Source organism: Corallococcus sp. AB018 (genome assembly GCF_003986945.1).
Taxonomy (GTDB): Bacteria; Myxococcota; Myxococcia; order Myxococcales; family Myxococcaceae; genus Corallococcus; species Corallococcus exiguus.
In genome coordinates, this window is the sequence record NZ_RAWR01000067.1 from 22051 (window position 1) to 43526 (window position 21476).

Here is a 21476-nt window from a genome sequence, read left to right on the forward strand (position 1 = left end):
GCCCCCAGGCGCCTTCAGGCCTGGGGTTCCGCCGAGGCCTCCTGGGCGTGCGCGCGCTCCAGCGCCTCCACCACCCAGGGCCAGCCCACCAGGATGTTGCCCGGCGAGCGCAGGCACGCGTCCGCCACCGCCAGCACCTCCGCCGGCCGCGAGCGCACCGCCAGCGCCAGGTGACGGCTCAGGAACGGGTGCGGCAGGTAGCTCAGGTTGTGATGCCGCACCGGCACCCAGCGCAGCGTGGGCTTCCCCGTGAAGCGCTCCACCGCGTACGCCACCGCCTGCGCCAGCACCTCCAGCGCGTAGAACGGCAGCCGGAACGCGCACATCAGGAAGGCCACCAGCGCGCTCGCCGCCACCGCGCCCGCGAAGGACACCGTCGAGGCGCTGCTCCACACCAGCATGGGCACCAGGCTGGTGGCGATGGCCGCCACCTGCACGTTGCGCACGGAGGGACCGCGCCCGCTGGACAGGCCGCCAATGCTCCCCGCGGACAGGCCGGACACGATGCCCAGGCACAGGCCCACGGTCATCGCCGCCGCGCCTCCGTGCTCCGGACCGAAGGCACCGCCCGCCGTGGCGTGCAGCCCCGCCAGCATGGACACGCTCGCCAGCGAGCCCAGCAGCACGCCCGACGCGAGCCCCGACACCAGCGCCACCACCAGCCCCACCGCGCTGCACAGCCCGGCGGAGACCAGGTACACGCCCCGCATCGGCACGCCCATCAGCCGCAGCCCCAGCCCCGCGAGCACCGTGAGGAGGGGCGACAGCACGACGAGCAGCAGCAGCATCCGCGCCACGAAGGCCCCGGCGGCGCGGCCTCCTTCGGCCTGTTCGCGCCACAGCTGCCCGATGCGGCCCGCGGGCGAGCGGATGCCCGCTTCGCGCAGCCGGTAATGCAAATCAATGGGACGGAGCACCAACAGGCCCAGCAGCGCGAGCGCGCCCGGCACCCGCTCCGGTGAGTCGACGACAGGCGTTGCTGGTAGGTCCCCCTCAGCCAAGGCTTCCCCCTCTGGAATGGATTTCAGGACTCCAGACTACCCTTGCCTTGCCTCAGGATTTCAAGCGTATCGCCTATCAGTGAAACCACCGTGGACGGCTCGTTCAAAGTGACGCCTCCGTCAAGAATCAAATCCAGCCCGTGCCCCAGCGCCGTCTTGATATCCCGAGCGTCCGAAAGAACCGTACCGTCGGTATGGGTTGCCGACGTGGTGATGAGCGGGCGGCCGAGCGCTTTCGCCAGCTCGCGGGGCAAGGCAGCGTCCGGCACTCGCAGGCCCACCTGCTTCTGCTTCGTCATCATCACCTCTGGCACCAGGCGTGTGGCCTCCAGGATGAAGGTGAAGGCACCCGGGGTGAGCCCCTTCATGGCGCGGTAGGCGAAGTTGCTCACGTGCGCGTAGCGGGCCACGTCCGACAGGTCCGGACACAGCAGTGACAAGGGCTTCTTCTTGTCGCGGCCCTTGAGCTGGTACAGCCGCTCAATGGCTTTCTTTGCGTTCAAATCACAACCGATGCCGTAGTACGTGTCCGTGGGATAGGCGATGAGGCCGCCCTTCTCCAGCACCTCCACCGCGCGTGCGATGTGGCGGGGCGAGGGGTGTTCCACGTCCACCTCGAGGATGGGAGCGACGGCGGCGGGCATGACGGGAGGCTCCTGGAAGAGGCCACCCCCGGGGTGAGGGGGTGTGCCCCCACTATGCGCCGCCGCCCGCCTCCTCCGCACGGATTTCGCCACTGCCCATCAGCGCGCGCCGGGTGAGGACGGGCCCCACCAGTTCGTGCGCGGTGATCATCGCGATGATGAGCACCTCCACCTGCGGCCCGAAGGTCGGGAAGGTGCGCGACACCAGCGCCGCCAGGCCGAACGTCACGCCCGCCTGGGAGATGAGCCCCATCCACAGGTAGCGCTTGAGGCGCGGGTCCTCCGCGGGCGCGAACCTGCGGCACGCGCCCCAGATGGCCAGGCCGCGCAGCGCCACGAGCAGCAGCGCCGCCGGTCCCACCGTCACCAGCGTGTCCAGCCGCAGCCCCGCCCCCGCCGCGGCGAAGAAGAGCGCGAACACCGGCAGGCCCGCCTGGTTGATGGCGTGGTGGATGCGCCGGCCCTCGCGCTCGTCCAGGTTCGCGATGAGCGCTCCGGCCGCCAGCGACACCAAGAGCGGCGACAGGTGCAGCCGCGCCCCGCCTTCCGCCGCCGCGAACGACAGCCCCACGAGGAACAGCGGCAGCTCCCGGTTGACGCCTCGCATGTACAGGAGCATCGCCACGGCCAGCAGGCACCCGACCGCCACGGAGCCGAACAGCTCCCACCCCACCCCGCCCACCAGCGCGGGCAGATCCAGGCCGCTGCCGAACGTCGCGCGGGTGACGCCCGCCGCCAGGCCGAAGGCCACCATCACGAACAGGTCCCCGATGATGACCAGCGCCATCAGGAACTCCGTGAAGGAGCCGCGCGCGGACGTCTCCTGCACGATGGCGATGGTCACCGTGGGGGAGAACGACACCACCACCGTGGACATGAGCGCGCTCACCGCCAGCGCCTGCGGCACGCTCATGGGGGTCAGGAACGGCAGCACGGGCTTGAGCGCGAACGTCGCCGCGAAGCACACCGCGAACGTCAGCCCGCACACCGTCGCGCAGAGCAGCGCCACGCGCGCGCCCACCCGGCGGATGAGCCCCAGGTGCAGCTCCGTGCCCGCGACGAGCGCGATGAGGCTCACCGCCAGGCCCTTCACCAGCTCCAGGCCCTTCACGCCCGCGTTGGGGATGAAGCCCAGCGCGTACGGCCCCACCGCCACGCCCACCAGCAGGTAACCGGTGAGGCGCGGCAGGCCCATGCCCTTGGCCACCTTGCCCGCGAACAGGCCGCACAACAGCAGCGCGCCCGCCGCCAGCAGCACCGGCGTGCCCGCGTCCGCGCGCACCACCTGCGCCTGGGTGATGGCCGCCAAGAGCCCCATGAGCAGCAGCAACCGGAAGATGGACCCCTTCACGCCACCACCCCCGCGTCACCCTCGGGAGGTGTGTTGCGCGAAGTCGTGGCCCTGGGCTCCGCTGCCAGCACGTGCCGGAAGGCTCCGTGCGCGAGCATCTCGTTGACGACCGCGCCCACCGCCACCACGTCCAGCACGCGCTGAGACAGCGAGCCCGGCACCAGCATCACGTATTCGGCCACCAGGCACAGCGCCAGGCCGCCCTGGGAGATGAGCGCGTAGCCGAAGCGCGGCGGCAGGTCCAACACGCCCGCCGTGAGCCGCTGCGCGAAGCGTCCCCCCAGCACCTTGCCCAGGAAGCGCAGCCCCACGAACGCGGGCAACAGCGCCCAGGCGGACATGTCACGCGCGTGGATGTGGCTGCCCACCAGGAACACCAGCACCAGGTACGTGGGCCGCTCCACGCGCGAGAGCGCCCGCGCCACCCGCTCCGCCGTGCGCCCGCCCATCAGCGCCAGCGTCGCGCCGCACGCCACGCCCGCCAGCAGCGACGACAGCCGCAGGTACGCCGCCGCGCCGCCCACCAGCGCCACCATGCCCAGCGTCACCGTGGTCTGCTCCGCCAGGTCCTTCAGCGAATACGTGAGGAACGCCAGCAGCGCCCCGCACGCCACGCCCAGCAGCAGCGTCAGGCTCAGCAGGCCCAGCCCTTCCGCCGCGTTGCCGGTGACGCCCAGCACCAGGCCCAGCGCGAGCACGCCCAGGCCCACCGCGTCGTCCATCATCGTGAGCAGCGCCACGCCCAGACCGCGCGCGCGCTCCATCCGCCCGTTGCGGTAGCCCAGCACCGCGAAGTGGCCGGAGGACAGGCTCGCCGCCGCGCCCAGGAGCGCCGCCGCGCCCACCGCCATCAGGGGCCTGAGGCCCATGGACAACAGCAGCGGCACGGACAGCGGCAGCGCGACGAAGAGGAACGCCGTGCCCGCGTGCGCGACCGCCGCCGCGTACACGGGCCGAGGCAACAGCCGCAGCAGGCGAGGCTCCAGGTTGAGCCCCAGAAGCACGCCCCCCGTCCCCAGCCCCAGCGCCACCAGCGGGCGCAGGGACTCCAGGTTGCCCACGGTGAGCACGCCCAGGAGGGACGGGCCCAGGAGGGCCCCGAAGATGAGGAACATCAGGCCGCTGGCCGCCAGCTGTGCCAGCGCCGGGAAGCGGCCCGGAGCCAGGAGCGACCGGCTGGACGCGAGCAGCGACAACGCCGCGACGATGAGAAAGACGAGCAGCGCTTGCACGCAACGTGCTTACACCCGTGCGCCCCCGCGCGTCATCCACGCCGATGCGTGGGCGCCGCCAGGACAGGAAGGGCCACCAGGCGACCCATGGGTGGGTCGTCCGCGTCCATCTCCAACTGCACGCGCTGGAGCATGCGATCCAACTCCTCCTGCGGGAGCGCGGGCAGCACGCTCACCAGGACGATGCGGTCCTCATCCGCGCCCAGCGCGAGGCTGCGCAGCCCGGCGAACACCGGGACCTCCGCGGACAAAGCCGCGGCGGCGCTGCGCGCTCGGATGACCATCGGTTCCGGGATGCCAAACTCCCGGAGCCGGCGGATCGCCCGCTCAGTCGTCTCCACCTGTTCGAGGAACGTGATGACCAGGTACACGCGGCCGTCATACCGGAAGACCGCGCTTCCTGTCCCCCGTTACTCGTTGCCACCCGGCTGCGCGGGCTCTTCCGGCGGCTTCACCGGAGCGGAGGTGCCCTCGGCCGCGGGGGCATTCCCGCCGGCGGCCTGGCTCTCCATGGCGGCGCGGGCGGCGCGCTTGCCCTCTTCAATCAGCTTCTTGACCTTCTGCCCGCCCTTGCGGCCGATCTCCTCATAGAAGTTCGGCCCGCGGGTGGCCTTGACGCGGTCGCCACCCTTCTTGCCGATCTCCTCGTAGAACTTCGCGCCGCGCTCGGCCTTCACGGTCTCGCCGCCCTTGCGGCCGATCTCCTCGTAGAAGGAGCGTCCGCGCTCGGCCTTCACCGTCGCTCCACCCTTGCGGCCGATGGTCTCGTAGAACTCGCGACCGCGCTCGTTGCGGACAGTCTCGCCGCCCTTACGCCCGGCCTCAGCCACCGTCATGCTGCCCTTGTTGTCCTTGTCCGACATGTCCGTGTCTCCTCTCGTGACTGACCAACCCCGTCCGCGCCTTGGTGTCCCTTGCCTGAAACCTTGGGACGGAAGCGCCCCGATGCAAGCAAGCTCCGTACACCGCCAGCCGTTCTCTCCTGACATTGCATGCATAATCCCCAAGGATTTCGCGCGCTTGTCAGGCCTGCTGGGCATCCGGTCGGGACGGGTGATTGCCCGGCAGGACGCTCTCGTTGTTCACAACAATTCAGTCCACGTTGCCGATTCCCTGCTCGGATCCCACCTTGTGCGCAACGCCTGACACATGTGTCCGCGGGCGGTGGGGGAGGTTCTTTTGGCGAGTGTCAGGAACGGACTGAAGACCTGGTTGCGAATCCTCGCGCCCATGGTCGTCTCCATTGGCGGTCTGGTGATGCTCCGGCTGTTGGGGCCGGACTTCATCGATCAGCGCACCATCCGGGAGCTGCTGCTTCCCCTGGGCGACTACGCCCCCCTGGCGTACGTGGCCTTCCTGGCCGTGCGGCCCCTGACGCTCTTGCCAGGTCAGGTCCTCACCGCGGTGGGCGGCATGATGTTCGGGACTCTCGCCGCCACCCTCTATTCACTAACGGGCAGCTTCCTGTCCGCCACCCTGCTCTACTTCGTTGCTCGCAAGCTGGGCACGCGGCCCATGCAGCGGCTGTGCGGCAGCAAGTACCCGGCTATCGCCAAGGCGGCGCGGCGGCACGACTTCCAGTTCACGTTCCTGGCGTGCCTCAATCCGTTGTGCCCCACGGACATCATGCTGATCGCCGGCGCGGCGAGCGGCGCGCGCTTCTGGCCGTCCGTGCTGGGTGTCGTGCTGGGCACCATCCCGGGCACCTTCCTCACCGCGCAGTTCGGCAGCGGCCTCGCGCAGGGCCGCACGGTGATGACCGCCGTATCCGCTGTGGGCATGGTGGTGTCGCTGGTGCTGGGCGTCATCTTCGGCCGCCGGTTCTACAAGGAGGTCAACGAGGCGTCGGTGGAAGTTCCCACGCCCGAAGCGGAAGCCCCCCGCGGCCTGCCCGCCGCGAAGGAAGCGCTCACCACGCCGTGACGGCGCGCAGCTCCTCCACCAGGTGCTGGAGGAGCGCGCGGACGCGGGGCACGGACTGGCGCCCTGGCAGGCACAGCGCGTGGACCGGAGGCCCTTCCGCGGCGTACTCCGCCAGGACCTCCACCAGCGCGCCCTCGCGCAGCCGTGCATCGCTCATGAAGTCCAGCACCTGGCAGAGCCCGGCACCCGCGGCGGCCAGGTCCAGCAGCGCCGGGCCGTGATCCACGTCGATGGCCGCGCGCGTGCGCACCACTCCGGCCTTGTCGCCACCGGGTGATTCACGGAAGTGCCACTCGCGGGTGATGCCGCGCGGATCCACGAACTTCAGGCACGCGTGGCGCTCCAGCAGTGACGGGTGCTCCGGTGTCCCGTGCCGCGCCAGATAGGACGGCGACGCCAGGGTCATCCATCGCGTGGAGAACAGCCGCCGCGCCACCAGGCTGGAGTCCTCCATCCCTCCCACGCGGATGGCCACGTCGACCTGCTCCTCCACCAGTTTGCTGAGCCGGTCGCTCATGCGCACGTGCAGCGTGAGCTGCGGGTGGCGGGCCTGGAGCCGCGCCAGCCGGGGCAGCAGCACGGGGCCCAGGATGAACGGCAGCGACACCGTGACCGGTCCCCGGGGCGCGCGGTGCGCCTGGGCCACCGTCTCGCGGGCGGCGCGGATCTGCGCCACGGCCTCGCGCGCCCGCTCCAGGAAGGCGACGCCTTCGGACGTGAGGGCCACCTGCCGGCTGGTGCGCTCCAGGAGCCTGGCGCCCAGCTCCTCCTCCAGCTTCCGCACCGCCTTGCTCACCGCCGCGACGGTGACGCCCAGCCGCTCCGCCGCCTTCCGGAAGCTCCGCTCCTCCGCCACGTGGAGGAAGGGCAACACGCCCGTGAACAGGTCCATGGGTCGCATTGTCAACCCAGGGTTGATGATGGTTCAACCTGGACGTGCTCACGGTCGTCCGGGTTGACGATTAGGGTTCACCCCACACGAAAGGGAGTCCTCATGAAGATCGCGATCCTGGGTACGGGCATGGTGGGCGAGACGCTGGGCAGCAAGCTGGTGGCGCTGGGCCACGAGGTGCGCATGGGCTCGCGCACGCCGGACAACGCGAAGGCCGCCGCATGGGTGAAGAAGTCCGGGGGCAAGGCTTCGCAGGGAACGTTCCGGGACGCCGCCGCGTTCGCGGAGTTGATCTTCAACTGCACGCTGGGCAATGCCTCGCTGGACGTCCTGAAGTCCGCGGGTGAGGAGGCCCTGCGCGGCAAGGCGCTGGTGGACGTGTCCAACCCGCTCGACTTCACCAAGGGCATGCCGCCGGTGCTCTCCACGCCTCCGGATGACTCACTGGGCGAGCAGATCCAGCGCGCCTTCCCGTCGTTGAAGGTGGTGAAGACGCTCAACACGATGAACTGCGAGGTGATGGTGGATCCCTCGCGCGTGCCGGGAGATCACGACGTCTTCGTGTCCGGCAACGACGTGGACGCCAAGGCCCGCGTGAAGCAGCTCCTCACGGAGGGCTTCGGCTGGAAGCACGTCATCGACCTGGGCGACATCACCACCGCCCGCGGCACCGAGGCCTTCCTCCCGCTGTGGCTGCGCCTGTGGGGCACGTTGCGCACCGGCGACTTCAACATCCACGTCGTGAAGCGCTGAAACCATGACGCGGGGGGACGCAACTTCTTCGGCCAGATGCGGATAACCTACCCAAACCCACTTCCCCCGGTGGTTGGAGGTTCTCATGAGCACGATCGACCGCACCCGTTCCCTCGCCGTGCCGTCCTCCACTTCGAAGACGGCCGCGGAGCCGCTCGCGAAGAAGCCGGTGGCGCATCAGCCCGCGTTCCAGAAGTCCTCCTTCGAGCAGTCGCCGTCGCGCGCCGCCACGGCGAACCTGGCGGGCGCCGCGCCTGCGCAGAAGAACGGGCTGCTGGGCGGCCTCATCGACGCGGCGGTGGGCGGCATCAAGGACATCCCCCGCTTCCTGCAGATGGGCGCGGACGTCTTCAACGCCACCACGGTGAAGGAGATCACCAGCCTCTTTGGCGGCGCGAAGCCGGACCGCGCGCAGGACGGCATGTTCGTGGGCGCGGGCGGCAAGGTGCTCCCGTCGACGACGAAGCTGGGCGACGTGCCGGGCATCACGCCGAAGAACAACCCGAACCCGGACAAGACGATCCTCTACGTCAACGGCATCATGACGCCGACGGCGGGTCAGGTGAACGAGATGCAGGCGCTGGCGGACAGCTCCGGCGCGAAGGTGGTGGGCATCCACAACGCGACCGAAGGCCTGGTGAAGGACCTGGGCCAGTGCGTGACGGACAAGCTGGACAAGGGCAAGAACCCCGCCGTGGACACGCTGGCGGACACGCTCTACTCGGAGCTGAAGGCCGGCCGCGACGTGCACCTGGTGGGATACAGCCAGGGCGGCCTCATCACCGCGCGAGCGCTGAACGACGTGGCGAAGCGGCTGCGCGTGGAAGACGGGCTGTCCCCCGCGCAGGTGGAGGCGAAGATGAGCCACCTGCAGGTGGAGACCTTCGGCGCCGCGTCCACGAAGTACCCGGACGGCCCGCGGTACGTGCACTACGTCAACAACGCGGACCCCGTGCCCACGCTCACCGGCCTGGGCGGCGACGTGGATCCGCTGGCCTTCCTGAAGGACGCGGGCAAGGGCGCGGTGGTGCACCGCTTCACCGACGGCAACCTGAACCCCATCAGCAACCACATGCTGGACACGCTGTACCTGAAGCACCGCGTGGACTTCGACCAGGCCCGGCAGAACCAGTTCTAGTTCCAGGGCCCCAGGACTACCGGACCGGGTGCGCCGTCCAGGTGCGCCCGTCGGTGGTCCGCGACAGGACGTGGCTCCCCGCGAGCCACAGAGCGCCACCGCCCACGGTGAGCCGCCCCGTATCGGGCCAGTCGCCCATCGACATCTCCGTGGGTGCGGCGCAGCGTTCGAAGCCGTCGTCGCCCAGGCGGTAGACGCGTTCGGCGTCCGCGACGTGGAGGATGCCGTTCCATCGCTCGGCGGAGTGGATGCGCCCCACCCTTCCAACGACCCGGCAGCTCCCGCCCGTGCCGACGATGACGTCCCCCCGGGCCGTGCCGGCGACGACCTCCCCCGAGGGGAAGCACCGGACGAACACCACCTCGCTCCCCAGGTACGCGTGGATGTGGGTCCAGGCGCCCTCCGCGTGCATCCAGAGTCCCTGGCCTCCCGCGTAGAGCACCCGCGTCCCGTCCTCACCGGGACAGCTGTCGAGCGCGAGCACGCGCCCCGGCACCTGGCCCAGTGATTGGGTCCAGCTCATGCGCCCTTCACCGCGCACGAGCAGGCCCACCTCGGAGGGGCTGTCGAGGTCGAACGCGCGGCTTCCGGCGAGGACGACGTCCGCACCGCTGAAGCACGCGACCGGACCGACGAGCCCCGACGGCAGGTTCCCGAATTCGAGTGCCTCCCATCCGCTGGATCCGCCCGCGCGAAAGGCCACGAAGGAAGCAGCGCCACCGTAGGAAACCAGGGCGCCAAGGCCGGTGGCTCCAAAGTCTCGGAGCGCGTCGATGGTCCCGTAGCCCGGCAGCTCCTCCAGGGACCACACGCCGTCGGTGCACACCGCGACGTGGCGGAACTCCCGGACCTCGTAGCTCGCGTCCTCCGGGTCGAAGTCGCTGTCGACGAGGCTCGAATACGCATCGGAATCGCAGGGCTTGCGCCAGTCATCCACGGGCCCCGGCCCTCCACCGTGGTTGTTGTCTGGATGCGGGTGACTGACGACCAGTGCCAGGTTGCGCTCGTCGCGAACGCACCCGCTGTGAACGACCCCTCGAAACGCCTCGGCGCTGCCGTTCGTGCTCATGTGCTTTGCCGGTAGCACGCCGGAGTTCATGGCTCCAGGGCTAGGATGCCGCGCCCATGAAGCCCTTCCCTGTCGCAACCGCCCTCACCATCGCCGGCTCTGATAGCGGCGGTGGCGCGGGCATCCAGGCCGACCTCCGCACCTTCTCCTTCCACCGCGTGCACGGCACCAGCGCCGTGACGGCCATCACCGCGCAGAACACGCGAGGCGTCACGCGCGTGGACCTGCTCCCGCCCGAGTCCGTCACCGCGCAGGTGGACGCCGTCGCATCGGACATGCGCGTGGACGCGGTCAAGGTGGGCATGCTGGCCCAGCGCCCGCTCATCGAAGCCGTGGCGGATCAGCTGGCCCGCGTGTCGCTGGGCCCCATCGTGGTGGATCCAGTGATGGTGTCCCGAGCGGGCTCGCAGCTCATCGACAATGAGGCGGTGGAGGCGTTGCGCGCGCGCATGCTACCCCTGGCGGCCATCCTCACGCCCAACCGACATGAAGCGAAGCTGCTCGCGGGCATGGACATCCAGACGCTGGAGGACATGCGCGAGGCGGCCCGACGCATCCACGCCCTGGGCTCCCGCGTGGTGCTGGTGAAGGGCGGCGGCATGCCGGGCGCGCTGCGCGGCACGGACGTGTGGTTCGACGGGACGCGCATGGAGACGCTGTCCGTGGCGCCCGTGGACACGCCGAACACGCACGGCACTGGCTGCACGCTGTCCGCCGCGATCGCCGCGAGGCTCGCGCTGGGGACTCCGCCGCTGGAGGCCGTGCGGCTCGCGAAGGAGTACGTCACCTCCGCCCTGCGCTACCCGCTCGCCGTGGGCCATGGGAACGGCCCGATCGGGCACTTCTTCCCGCTGACTCACGACTAAAACATAGACATGAAATGCAATTGATTGCAATCAATTGCAGATATTCAGCAAATGAAACATGTATTTAACTGATGCATGTTTCATTGGGTGGGTCGAGACTCACTGAAGTTGTGTTCATGTGGGCATGGCAGTCCTGATCGGGCAGGTGGGTGTAGGCGCTGGCGATGATTGTCCGCCGACAAACGGCGCACTTCACCCACCTGATCACTGTTTCATGTAGGCACGGCCGATCAGAACCCCAGGACTGCTCAGCCGTTCAGATCTGGGTGCACTGAAAATGACTAAAAATCTGTTCAGTGCCTGTTCAGGCGCACGACTGGGTCCGAGAAAAACCACGGAAAGACCGTTCAGTGCTTCGTCGCGTCGGAGTCGAGCCCGTCGATGCCCGGCATCCGCTGCGCGAGCAACCCGAGCAGCTCCTGGGTGGACAGGCGGGCGGCGGCGTCCTTGCCCTCCAGCACACCGGCCACCAGGGCCCGCTTCTGTTCATGGAGCGAGAGCATCTGCTCCTCGATCGTCCCACGAGACACCAGCCGGTAGACCGTGACGGGTCGCTGCTGGCCGATGCGGTGCGCGCGATCGGAGGCCTGATCCTCCACGGCGGGGTTCCACCAGGGGTCCAGGTGGATGACGCTGGTGGCGGCCGTCAGGTTAAGACCGAAGCCGCCCGCCTTGAGTGAAATCAGGAACAGGGGGGCGTCGCCCTCCTGGAAGGCACGCACGCGGTCCGCCCGGGCGCTGGCGGGGGTGGAGCCGTCCAGGTACTCGTAGGCGATGCCCTGGGCGTCCAGCACCTCGCGGACCAGCGCCAGGTGGGACGTGAACTGGCTGAACACCAGTGCACGGTGGCCCTCCTCGCGCAGCTCCTGGATGAGCTCCAGGAAGCGCTCCAGCTTGGAGGACTCCAGCTTGGACGCCTTGTCGTACAGGCGCGGGTGCGACGCGAGCAGCCGCAGCCGCGTCAGCGCCGCCAGCACCTCGATGCGCCGCTCCTGGTCCTTCATCTTCGCCTTGCGCGTCTCCAGGTCGGACAGGGCCGCCAGGCGCGCGTCCTCGTAGAGCGTCCACTCCGGCGGGGACAGGACGACGGGCACGTGCACGTCCGTGCGCGGCGGCAGCTGTGCCTCCACCTGGGCCTTGGTGCGGCGCAGCAGGAAGGGCTGGAGCACGCGGGCCAGCGCGGGCGCGGCAGTCGGATCCACCTGCTTCTCGATGGGCGCGGCGAAGCGGTTGCGGAACGCCTCCAGGCTGCCCAGCAGCCCCGGGAAGACGACCGCGAAGAGCGACCACAGCTCGCCCAGGTGGTTCTCCAGCGGCGTGCCGGACAGCGCGAACTTGAAGTCGCTCTGGAGCGCTCGTGCCGCGCGGAAGCGCTGCGTGGCCGCGTTCTTCAGCTGCTGGGCCTCGTCGAAGACGATGGTGGAGAAGCGCAGCGCGGCCAGCCGCTCGATGTCGCGCACGAGCAGGCCGTAGCTGAGCACCAGCACGTCGCGAGGCCCCAGCCGCTCCAGCGTGCCGCCCCGGTCCTCCGCGTCGGAGAAGATCGTCACCTTCAGCGACGGCGCGAAACGCTTCGCTTCGTCCCGCCAGTTGAAGGCGACCGACGTGGGGGCCAGCACCAGCGCGGGCCCCTGCTTCGCGCGATCCAGCAGCACGGCCAGGGCCTGCACCGTCTTGCCCAGACCCATGTCGTCCGCGAGCACCCCACCCGCGTTCCACGACGCCAGCCGCGTGAGCCAGCGGAAGCCTTCGAGCTGGTAGTCGCGCAGCTCCGTCTTGAGCGCCGCGGGCACCCGAGGCTTCAGCTCCTTCGCCGCGAAGATGCGCTCGACCAGCGTCTTCCACGATGCATCCGCGTCGATGAGCGCGCCCGCGGTGCCCAGCCCCGCCAGGGCCTCCGCGGCGGACGGACCCACCTCCAGCCCGTGCTTCGACAGGTACGCGTGATCCGCCAGCTTCTCCAACTGCTCGCGCAGCGCCGCTTCGATCTCCACCCACGTGCGCGCGTCCACCTGGACGAAGCGCTCCTTGCGCCGGGCCGCGTCCAGGAGCCGCGCCAGCTCCACCCGCTCGCCCTCCACGGACAGGCTGCCCAGCACGCCGAACCACTCGCGCTTGCGCTCCAGGACGACCTTCAGGTCGCCCGCGCCCCGCTTGGGCACGAGCCGCATGGACGCGCCCACCCACTCCAGCTCCGGCCGGGGCTCCATCTCCGCGCACGCGGCCAGCACCGCCAACCCGCCCTGCGCGCTGTGGAAGAGGAAGCAGAACGGAAGCTCCTGCGGCTCCGCCGTCTGCAAGGGCAACCGGGCCTGGAGCGCCGCGCCCGCCGTCAGCTCGCGCCCGAAGTCGCGCACCGCGTGGAAGGACCGCGTGTCGCGCCGCACGTGCACGTCGCGAGGTCCCTCACCGGGCAGATACGCCGGGCCATCCGGCAGCGCGCGCAGCCGCAGCTCCAGCCGCACCGCGCCCCCAGGCTGTCCTTCCAGCCGGAGCACCGGGAGCTGCTGCGGCGCGATGGATTCCCCCATCACGCTGCGGGGCATGGCCACGGGCAGGCGTACGGAGAGCTTCGACAGGTGCTCCAGCAGCGGCCCGTGACTCTCTGGAGGAAACGCGTTGCCGTGCCGCTGGAGCACCGTGGCCATGGCGCGCACCTCCGGGCTCACGTCCAGCACCGTGAGCACGTGCGCGCCTTCGTCCCAGAGGAACACCGCGTCCTCCGGCTTCGCCTTGCGCACGCGCTCCAGCAACGGCGCGGGCAGCACGGTGCCGTCCACGCCCGCGTTCACCAGCACGGTGCCGCCCCGGTCCTCGGCGACCAGGCCCACCTTCTCGCGCTCGATGCGCACGGGGATGTCCTGCGTGCCCTCCAGCGACAGGCGCGGATGATCAATCAACTCGAACAGCAGCGCGCGCGACGCGGGGGCCGTGCTGTCGGAGAGCAGCGCGGCGATGCGCGAATCCGAGGGGCTGAGCTGCGAGCCGTACTCCTGCAACAGCTTGCGCCGGCCGACCTTCGCCCCTGTCGTGCGCTGGCCCTTCTTCGTGCGCCGGTGCACGTAGGGCGCGACCTCCACGCCGTACCCTTCGATGACGTCCAGTCGCCAGGAAATCTCCACGCCTCCGCCGCCGCCCGGGCTCTCCTCCACCGCCCGCTCCAGCGCGCGCAGCGTCCGGGCCCACGCGGGCCGGACCAGCTCCTCCAGCGTCTCGCCGAAGTCCTCCGTCCAGCGCTGCCGCAGCCACAGGAGCGCCGTGTCCACCGCCGCCAGCTGGTGCACGCAGAACGTGGCGCCGCACGAACAGTCCACCGTCACGCCGGATGGACTGAACGTCAGCCGCGCGTCCGCGAGGATGAAGCCCGAGCCCGGCGGGGACACCGGCAGCTCGGAGATGCGCGTCTCCTTGAGGCGGAAGCCCGGCAGGTCCGGCTCCTCCACCAGCGCTTCCAGCGACAGCGCGCGCTCCGGACGCGGCGCGATGCTCGAAGGCACGCGAGCACGCCAGGCAAGCAACATCCCGTGGACCGTGTGCGTGCGCTTGTCTGCCGGGGGCGCGAGCCGCTCCGCGACGGAAGCCCGGGCATCGAGGGTGGCCTGCCGCTCGTCCTCCACGTAGCGCCAGGCGAGCTTCGGCAGCAGGTCCCGCATGCGCGGCGTGGGCAGCATCTCCGCCGTCCAGCGGTCGAGCGTGTCCTGGGCCAGCACCTCCACCAGCCTGCGGCGGGAGATGACCGCGCGCACCTGCGGCAGGTATGCGGCCTCCACGCGAGGCGTGAGCAGGGCCAGGCTCAGGCGCGACAGGTGCTCCAGTCCCTCCGCGCGCAGCCACGCGCGCAGGTCCGCCTCCGTCTGGAACGGGGGCGCGTGGGGATCCTGCGCGGGCTTGGGGCTGGACGGGGGGGACTGCTCGGCCATGGGGACTGACGACAACGAACGCGTCAGTCTACCTTGGCCATGCGGCGGCGATCACCGAGGAACTCTTCCACTCCCAGCACGATGTTCTTCGCCACCTCGTCCTGGAAGCGCTCGGACGCCAGGCGCTTCTCGTCCTCCGCGTGCGACAGGAAGGACGTCTCCACCAGGATGGCGGGCATCTTCGCGCCCAGGAGCACGTAGAACAGCGCCTCCTTGTGGCCCAGGTCCTTGATGCCGTCGTACTGGCCGGACAGGCCCGTCACCAGGTTGTGCTGCACGGCGTTCGCCAGCCGCGACGACTCCTCCGTGTTCGCCTTGGTGGCCAGGTCCGCCAGGATGAACTGGAGGTCGCTGATGCCCTTCTCGGAGGAAGCGTTCTCGCGAGCGGCCAGGCGGATGGAGTAGCGGTCCGCGGACGTGTTGAGCGTGTATGTCTCGATGCCGCGCAGCTTGTGCGTCGCCGCCGAGTTGCAGTGCACCGAGATGAACAGGTCGCCGTGCGCCTCGTTGGCCAGCTTCGCGCGGTCCTCCAGGCGGATGAAGGTGTCGTCGTCGCGGGTGAGCACGACCTCCAGGCCCTTCTCCCGCAGGCCGTCCGCGACCTTCTTGGAGATGGCCAGGGCCACCTCCTTCTCCTTCGTCCCCGCCTTGCCCACCGCGCCGGAGTCATGGCCGCCGTGGCCCGGGTCGATGACCACGCGCCGGACCTTCAGCCCCAGCTGCTCCGCTAGCGTCAGCTCCGCGTGGCGCGACTGCTTCGCCACGGCCTTGAGCCGCGCCTGCGCCACCTGCGCGTCCACCGGCGCCGTCACCGGGCGCGGAGCCTCCGGCTTCGTCTCCTGCTTCGACGCCAGCACCACGGGGGCTGCCGGCTTCGGAGCGACCGGGGCGCTGTCCACCACCGGAGCCGGAGCCTTCGACGCCACGGCCGGAACCTCCACGCGGGCCTCCGGCTTCGACGTCCCGTGCGAGGACGCCATCGCCTCCGGAGCCTTCGCGTCCACGGCCCGGTCAGCGACGGTGGGCGCGTCCACGATGTTCGCCGAGGAGTCCTTCGTCGAGGTCTCGGAGCCCGAGGCCGGGACGTTCGGATCCAGGCGCGGCAGCACCGGCGACGGCTCGCGAGCGAGCTTGGAGATCGCATCCACCAGCGGCGAACTGGAGGGCGCGGCGGCGACGGCGGTGTCCGGCGTGGACTTCACCACCGGGGGCAGCGGCTTCACGGTGGGCTTCGGGGGCGGCGTCTTGCTGGGCGGGGGCAGCGAGGCCAGCAGCGACTTCAGCTCCTTGGCCTGGTCGCCCTTGGGGTTGGTGGCCAGCGATTCGTTGAGGACCTTCCGGGCCGCTTCCGGCTTGTCCAGGCGGTTGACGTGGATGCGCGCCAGCGCCAGCGCCGCGTCATCCGCGAGCCGGTGCTTCGGGTGCGCCTCCACCAGCTTGGAGTAGTCCGAGATGGCCGACTGCAGGTCCTCGTCCACGAAGGAGATGCGGCTCAGCTCCTGGAGCAGGTCGCCCGCGGTGAAGAGGGCATCGGGGGCGCGGTCGCTCTTGGGGAAGCGCGTGGCCACGGCCTCGAAGCGGTGCACCACGTTGAGCCAGTGGTGGCGCAGCTTGCGGCGGGACGCGTCGTCCTTCAGCGCGTAGTAGGCGCGGCGGGCCTGCTGGTACGCCTCCTCCGCTTCGTTGCGCTTGCCGGCTCCGACGGCGCTCGGGGCCGTGAGGAGCAGCACGGGCAGCACGAAGTGGGAGAAGCGAACGCGCATGGAAGCCTCCGGACGTTGCAGCTACAGGCGTGTGTCACACGGCCTCTGGGGGCCAGCAACTTTTCAACCCCACCTGTCCGTCCGTCAGCGCACCCAGCCCAGCGTCCGCGCCAGCTCCTCGTCGATGACGCGGCACCACCCCGGCTCGGAGGGAACCACGGCGGCCAGCACCTTGCCGCCATTGCGCACCGGGGCCCGCTGGGGGCGGCAGCGCGCCCGCACGGCGTGCTTCACGTCGTGGCGGAAGAAGTGCGCGGGGAATACGGCCTCGCCCTTCCCTTCCGGCAGGTAGCCATCGTCCGGAGTGAGCCACACCAGCGCGCCCAGGCGCAGGGGCACCACCTCCCGGCGCCACAGCCGCCGCACCTCCCACGCGAAGCCGCCCAGGGCCACCAGCGCCCCCAGGCCCAGGCCCCAAGGCAGCAGGCCCACCCGGGCCGCCTGGGCCCGAGCATGGGTCGCCTCGCGAGGCCGCCCCGGCTGGGACGGATCCACCAGCAGCTGCACCCGGGCACCGTGGCCCAGGCCCGCGGCATGTTCCGCGGCCGTGCGCACGCCCGACACGGAGTGATCCTCGCCCGCGAACGTGTAGAGGACGTCCAGCGTGCCTTCCGCGTCCTCGTGCTGGCTCGGAGGGGGCGCATGACTCGCGCCCACCACCGCGTCCACCAGCTCCGCGCTGGAGGTGAAGCGCTGCTCCTCGATGAAGTAGCGGCCGGCGTAGCTGGCACCCAGGCCCAGCACGGTGATGATCACCAGGCCCAGCACCACCCCGCGCACCAACCGCGCCACGGCCCCAGGCACCTGGGCGAGTTTGACGCTGCGGGGGGCATGGGGGATGGCGAGCTGCATGGCGGGCGCGAAGCCTACTTCACGATCGCGATCAGCGCCCGATTCCAGGTCAGCCCCGGTGCCGCTCCGCTTCCCGGAAGAATTGGGTGAGAGAGTAGTCCAGCAGCGCCTCGCAAGACTGCATGTACCGGCGGGCGCGAAGGAAGGGGAGCCAGACGCGCTTGCCGACACGCACTTGCGACTCCTCCAGCTTTTGCCGTGGCACCCATGTCCCGCCCAGCCGCCGGACCAGCGTACGCCCCAAGTAGGCTCCCAGGGCCGGTGCGGTGTGACTGTCGATGAGGTCTCGCAGGTACCGCTTCGGGAAGCTCTCCTTCCAGAAATAGAAGTCGAGGTCCGTCAGGGACTCAGGGGTCTCATCGAAGATGGTGGGCACCTTGGTGTGCAGCGCCGCCACGAGGCCTTCTGACAGGTCGTCGTAGTCGCTGAGAACACGCTCCGGATTCTCGACGTCCGCCGGGAGTGCGACCGGGAGCCACTCCTCCGGCTCGGGTGGCCGGAAGGCGTTGAATTCAGCAATCTTCTTCTGCCGCTCGCTGATGGCGAATTCGTATGGCAGACGGGAGAGGAGCGGCGCCAGATCGGGGTCGTAGCGGGGCTCCACCGGAGCGAGCGCGGCACTGCGCTCTCTCAGAGCCCGCAGCACCGTGCCGAAATCAAGCTCCGGCCTGAGGTGCACATGGGCACGCGCCTGCGCCACGCGCGCTTCCTCACTGGCGAAGTCGGCGGCCGTGGGCCGCAGCACTAGCAGGACGGAACCGTTGGGGAGTTCCTCTACGAGGTGCGCAGGAGTCGAGAGCACCCGCTCACGGCCTACCGTCTCCACCAACTTGGGACCGAAGACATTGAGCCAGGAGAGCTCATACACTTTATCGAAGCCATCCCTCCAAGCGGTCTCGTTATCCCGGCCAAAGTAGGGAGCGCCTGCCAATTGTTCATCGGCGGAACTATGGGCCGATGCGTACGAAGGCGGATAGCGCAATGCCCACGCACGAACCAGCTCCACAAGTCGAGCGCACGGCGCCTTCTCGGAAAACAGCGGGAGCGAATCAATGTGGATCAAGACGGAAAAATCAGAGGGGAGCGGAGGAAACCGAAGGCTCAATGACATATCCAACGCAGGCTCTTGCGTTCGATACAATCCAATGAACGTGATCCTCTCCATGCGCCTTTCCTTGAGAGCCTTCCAGGTGGCATCCCTGGAATACTTGCGGTCACGCTTCCCCCCAACAACATCTGGCATCCAATCGCCCGCATGCTCCTCAAGAGCTTGGAAGAACGGTCCCAGTTCCTCCTCAATTGAGGTCGCACTGTCAAACGTCGCTTCCAATGACAGCGCGAGATAGTCCGCTGACCTTGACTCCGGCAGGTTCAGATACTTCATTGAAACCCGACCTCCACTTCCTGAACTGCCTTACGCGTATCTCTTAAAGCGCCTGCCAGGTCTTTTACGCTCCTGGGTTTGAAGCCTCCACCTTCATAGATCAAGCGAACTCTCTGAACCCGCGCATCTATCTGCATGCCAGGGCGTCGGATGTTCAGCATCTCGCCGTAGTACCTCAAGGCCGCGCTCGCGTCCTCGATCATTTGCGCCTTGAGCGCGTCGGCCCCTGACTGCGAAAGGTTTCGGCTCTTGAAGCTGAAGGTCTCCACACGAGGAGAAGTGCCGGGAGCTGGCCGTTCCTCGATGACGAGCACGTCCGCGAAGCGCAGGTCCGACTTCTTTACTCCCACGTGCGTCTCGATGCGAGGCTGGTCGAAGTCTCCGAGCCATCGGCGCTGCGCCCGAGGGAGGGCCGCATCCGCCTCCAGGAGGGCAACCATGGCTTTCTCGAAGGCCAGTCCGCGGGCGTAGTTGGCAAACATCTCCTGGTAGCCCGCCCACTTCAGGGGCCCCTTGACGTCAGCACCGCTCTGAATCTCCTGGAGCCGCCGCTCTCTGTAGGCGACGTAGTCGTGCCAGAGGCCCGCGCTCTTCTCGACTCCCGCTGGAGGTGCATCCAGCTTGGGCGCCATTTGATTCAACAGCTCCACATCCTTCGGGAGGCGTGGACCCGAGGCCTCCAGTTCCGCCTGGAGCAGCTTTGCCTTCGCCGCCTCCACGGCGGACGCGCCGGCGTCCTGTGACAGGACAGCTGCGCTGCCAGCCCGCTTCCCGGCCACGCCCTCCGTCGCCGCGGCTCGGGCGGACTCGCGACGGGCCTCCGCCAGCATCGCCTGCGCCTTCGCCGGATTTCCGCGGGCCTCGTACAGTGCCAGCAACCCCGCCTCGCCCCACTCGGCGGCGACCCACGCGCCCTCCCGGCTGGCCTGGAGGTAGCGCAGCAGGTCGCGGCCGGCGTTGACGCCCAGCTGCTCTTCCAGGCGGCCCATCAGCGCGTTCAGCCCGTCCAGGTCCAATGCCGGCATCTGGATCCGCCGCAGTCCTCCGCGCGCCTCGAGAAGCGCCCGTGCACCCTTGCCCCCGGCATACAGCGCCACCGCCAGTGCTGCCGGCGCCAGCTCACGCGTGGCCTGCTCGTACTGACCCTGCGTCAGCGAGTACGCCCCGTGCCCCGTCCCAGCCACCAGGTGGAAGAAGCCCAGTGGCACGCCGAAGGTCAGATGATCAAAAGCTCCGGCCGAAACACTTCCCGGTGCGTAGTGGCGCTCCATCAACGCCTTCCGCACTTCGTCGAGAGCGGCCTGATACGGCGGCGGCAACTGCTCTCGCATCGCCATGAGCTCCGTGTACCGGACCTCACCACTCACGGAAGTGCTGGAGAGCATGTCCCGGCCCGCGCGTCCCAACCCGCGAAGCACATCCCGGCCCTGCTCTCCTCGCTCCGGGAACCCTTCAAGCGCCAGGCCCCGCCGCGTCAGCTCCTCGCGGACGGTGGCCATGCTCCCCAGCGTCTCCCCCAACTGCTTGTCGCGCGCCAGCAGTCGCACCACCTCGCGCAGCTCATCGTCGAAGGACGTATGGAGGACGAAGAGAGCAAGGACCTCGGCATACGGCACGCCGTACTTCTCGGTGGTGGCGACAAGGAACGCCGCGCGCTTGCGGCCAAGGGCCTCAGAGGCCCGCGCGTCGAGTGGCCCCAGGGCCCCGAGGCGGACGGCGTCCCAGTCCCTCAGCGATTCCACCAGCGCGGCCATGTCCACCCCGCGCTGCATGGCCACGAACGCCGCGGGCGAGTCACATGCCAGGAAGGGCGTGAGCACCTCCCGGCTCGTATCCAGGCGAGGCCAACCGGAAGGCAGTGCCTTGTCACCGCAGGTGACACCGTCCGCCTCACCCGTGCCTCGCGCCCTCGCGACCGCTTCGGACAACGGGCCACGCCGAAAACCCAGGGGAGCCACCGCGTGTTCCCCAGCCGCAGGACCCGGCTCCTCGTCCTGGTACACACCTGCCGCCGCGGTCCTCGCTGCCTGGGGTGGCATGGACAAGGCGCTGAACGCCAGGGTGGCACCGTGGCGCGTCTTCGCGGGAAACGAAGCGCAGCCCGAGGCGAGGAGGGCCACCATCACAATGAGGCCGCCTCCGCTGCGCCGCAGTTGATCAGCGCACATTGTCCACCCCCAGGCCCACTGCCGCGAAGGCCCCCGGCCGCAGCGTCCCCTCGAGTGTGGGAAACAGCAGCGTGCCGCCCTGCCCTACCGCGTACAGCTTTCCGCCCAGGAAGCGCCACCGGGCCTCGCTTGAAACGAGGACGCGCGCCCCTGGCTGGCCCGCGCCCGCCGCCAATCCGCCCACAGCCAGGGTGAGGTCGCGGTGGAACACCTGCGCTTCCAGCCGCCCATCCACGTCCACGCGGCCCCAATTGAAGGCCTCCGCCCCCATCGTCAGACGGAAATGGCGCTTCCCCAGCACGCCCAGCCCCTCGGAATCCCAACTGAGAATCACCTCCCCATAGACCGAGGCCCCGTCCGGGAACGGCGCATCCGCCTGTGGCACTGAGGACGGCCCCGCCACCTGGAAGCGCGCCAACTCGTAGTCCGGACCGAAGGCCCCCTGGCGGAAGCCGCCCCGCTGCAGGCGTCCCTCCAGGCGCGCCCGCAGGTCCATCGCCGAGGACACGGACTCCACGCC

General features: G+C 69.6%; 17 protein-coding genes and 1 pseudogene. 4 read left to right on the forward strand and 14 right to left on the reverse strand.

Features of this window, described 5'->3' with window-relative positions; genetic code table 11:
• Positions 1–14: 14 nt before the first annotated feature.
• The 6 genes from D7Y11_RS16165 to D7Y11_RS16190 are packed head-to-tail and all read right to left on the reverse strand — an operon-like array spanning position 15 to position 5091.
• Complete coding sequence (locus tag D7Y11_RS16165; protein WP_120581578.1) at positions 15–1001, reverse strand: hypothetical protein; 987 nt, start codon at positions 999–1001, stop codon at positions 15–17.
• Between the two features lie 23 nt (positions 1002–1024).
• Positions 1025–1645 (reverse strand): L-threonylcarbamoyladenylate synthase, encoded by a 621-nt coding sequence (locus D7Y11_RS16170; RefSeq protein ID WP_121756135.1) that lies wholly within the window; start codon positions 1643–1645, stop codon positions 1025–1027.
• A gap of 52 nt (positions 1646–1697) precedes the next feature.
• Positions 1698–2996 (reverse strand): cation:proton antiporter, encoded by a 1299-nt coding sequence (locus D7Y11_RS16175; RefSeq protein WP_126934140.1) that lies wholly within the window; start codon positions 2994–2996, stop codon positions 1698–1700.
• Entirely contained in the window at positions 2993–4228 is a 1236-nt protein-coding gene (locus D7Y11_RS16180; RefSeq protein WP_126934141.1) for a sodium:proton exchanger, read from the reverse strand. The genes D7Y11_RS16175 and D7Y11_RS16180 overlap by 4 nt, the downstream gene beginning before the upstream one ends.
• 32 nt (positions 4229–4260) lie before the next feature.
• Positions 4261–4599 carry a hypothetical protein gene (locus D7Y11_RS16185; protein ID WP_120579666.1) on the reverse strand — a complete coding sequence of 113 codons (339 nt, stop codon included), beginning with the start codon at positions 4597–4599 and terminating at the stop codon, positions 4261–4263.
• Between the two features lie 39 nt (positions 4600–4638).
• Positions 4639–5091 (reverse strand): general stress protein, encoded by a 453-nt coding sequence (locus tag D7Y11_RS16190; protein WP_120579665.1) that lies wholly within the window; start codon positions 5089–5091, stop codon positions 4639–4641.
• 349 nt (positions 5092–5440) lie between these two features.
• On the opposite strand from D7Y11_RS16190, the gene D7Y11_RS16195 reads away from it, so the two are divergent.
• Positions 5441–6151: a TVP38/TMEM64 family protein gene (locus D7Y11_RS16195; protein WP_233597327.1), complete on the forward strand. Its 711-nt coding sequence runs from the start codon at positions 5441–5443 to the stop codon at positions 6149–6151.
• Here D7Y11_RS16195 and D7Y11_RS16200 read toward each other — a convergent pair.
• A complete protein-coding gene (locus D7Y11_RS16200; protein ID WP_126934142.1) occupies positions 6138–7043 on the reverse strand; it encodes a LysR family transcriptional regulator in 906 nt (301 codons plus the stop codon). The genes D7Y11_RS16195 and D7Y11_RS16200 overlap by 14 nt on opposite strands.
• A 102-nt stretch (positions 7044–7145) precedes the next feature.
• On the opposite strand from D7Y11_RS16200, the gene D7Y11_RS16205 reads away from it, so the two are divergent.
• Entirely contained in the window at positions 7146–7796 is a 651-nt protein-coding gene (locus tag D7Y11_RS16205) for an NADPH-dependent F420 reductase (protein WP_126934143.1), read from the forward strand.
• Positions 7797–7881: 85 nt separating this feature from the next.
• Positions 7882–8934, forward strand: a complete 1053-nt coding sequence (locus D7Y11_RS16210; protein ID WP_121755339.1) for a hypothetical protein — start codon at positions 7882–7884, stop codon at positions 8932–8934.
• Between the two features lie 16 nt (positions 8935–8950).
• Here the strand turns inward: D7Y11_RS16210 and D7Y11_RS16215 are convergent, their stop codons facing one another.
• The gene (locus tag D7Y11_RS16215) at positions 8951–10003 is read right to left on the reverse strand and encodes a hypothetical protein (RefSeq protein WP_126934144.1); all 1053 of its coding nucleotides are present in this window, start codon (positions 10001–10003) and stop codon (positions 8951–8953) included.
• 56 nt (positions 10004–10059) lie between these two features.
• Between D7Y11_RS16215 and thiD the strand changes: the two genes are divergently transcribed.
• Positions 10060–10869: a bifunctional hydroxymethylpyrimidine kinase/phosphomethylpyrimidine kinase gene (gene thiD, locus D7Y11_RS16220; protein WP_120579660.1), complete on the forward strand. Its 810-nt coding sequence runs from the start codon at positions 10060–10062 to the stop codon at positions 10867–10869.
• Positions 10870–11216: 347 nt separating this feature from the next.
• Here thiD and D7Y11_RS16225 read toward each other — a convergent pair whose 3' ends face one another.
• The 6 genes and pseudogenes from D7Y11_RS16225 to D7Y11_RS16255 form a co-directional block, all read right to left on the reverse strand.
• Entirely contained in the window at positions 11217–14789 is a 3573-nt protein-coding gene (locus tag D7Y11_RS16225; RefSeq protein WP_126934145.1) for a DEAD/DEAH box helicase, read from the reverse strand.
• 23 nt (positions 14790–14812) lie between these two features.
• Positions 14813–16552 (reverse strand): N-acetylmuramoyl-L-alanine amidase, encoded by a 1740-nt coding sequence (locus D7Y11_RS16230; RefSeq protein ID WP_126934146.1) that lies wholly within the window; start codon positions 16550–16552, stop codon positions 14813–14815.
• Positions 16553–16636: 84 nt separating this feature from the next.
• Complete coding sequence (locus D7Y11_RS16235) at positions 16637–17404, reverse strand: DUF3592 domain-containing protein (RefSeq protein WP_126934147.1); 768 nt, start codon at positions 17402–17404, stop codon at positions 16637–16639.
• Between the two features lie 49 nt (positions 17405–17453).
• Entirely contained in the window at positions 17454–18788 is a 1335-nt protein-coding gene (locus D7Y11_RS16240) for a hypothetical protein (RefSeq protein ID WP_126934148.1), read from the reverse strand.
• Positions 18785–20956 (reverse strand): hypothetical protein, encoded by a 2172-nt coding sequence (locus tag D7Y11_RS43825; RefSeq protein WP_172811219.1) that lies wholly within the window; start codon positions 20954–20956, stop codon positions 18785–18787. Before D7Y11_RS43825 ends, D7Y11_RS16240 begins: the two co-directional genes overlap by 4 nt.
• Positions 20946–21476 (reverse strand): annotated as a pseudogene (locus D7Y11_RS16255) (hypothetical protein); the annotation flags it as partial. The pseudogene D7Y11_RS16255 and the gene D7Y11_RS43825, both read right to left, overlap by 11 nt.

Excerpts from the sequence above, each read along its gene's own strand:
- D7Y11_RS16205 (WP_126934143.1), top strand. The coding sequence starts at position 7,146 with ATGAAGATCGCGATCCTGGGTACGGGCATGGTGGGCGAGACGCTGGGC.
- D7Y11_RS16235 (WP_126934147.1), bottom strand. The coding sequence starts at position 17,404 with ATGCAGCTCGCCATCCCCCATGCCCCCCGCAGCGTCAAACTCGCCCAG.
- D7Y11_RS16210 (WP_121755339.1), top strand. The coding sequence starts at position 7,882 with ATGAGCACGATCGACCGCACCCGTTCCCTCGCCGTGCCGTCCTCCACT.
- D7Y11_RS16200 (WP_126934142.1), bottom strand. The coding sequence starts at position 7,043 with ATGGACCTGTTCACGGGCGTGTTGCCCTTCCTCCACGTGGCGGAGGAG.
- D7Y11_RS16215 (WP_126934144.1), bottom strand. The coding sequence starts at position 10,003 with ATGAGCACGAACGGCAGCGCCGAGGCGTTTCGAGGGGTCGTTCACAGC.
- D7Y11_RS16225 (WP_126934145.1), bottom strand. The coding sequence starts at position 14,789 with ATGGCCGAGCAGTCCCCCCCGTCCAGCCCCAAGCCCGCGCAGGATCCC.
- D7Y11_RS16230 (WP_126934146.1), bottom strand. The coding sequence starts at position 16,552 with ATGCGCGTTCGCTTCTCCCACTTCGTGCTGCCCGTGCTGCTCCTCACG.
- D7Y11_RS43825 (WP_172811219.1), bottom strand. The coding sequence starts at position 20,956 with ATGTGCGCTGATCAACTGCGGCGCAGCGGAGGCGGCCTCATTGTGATG.
- D7Y11_RS16240 (WP_126934148.1), bottom strand. The coding sequence starts at position 18,788 with ATGAAGTATCTGAACCTGCCGGAGTCAAGGTCAGCGGACTATCTCGCG.
- thiD (WP_120579660.1), top strand. The coding sequence starts at position 10,060 with ATGAAGCCCTTCCCTGTCGCAACCGCCCTCACCATCGCCGGCTCTGAT.
- D7Y11_RS16190 (WP_120579665.1), bottom strand. The coding sequence starts at position 5,091 with ATGTCGGACAAGGACAACAAGGGCAGCATGACGGTGGCTGAGGCCGGG.
- D7Y11_RS16170 (WP_121756135.1), bottom strand. The coding sequence starts at position 1,645 with ATGCCCGCCGCCGTCGCTCCCATCCTCGAGGTGGACGTGGAACACCCC.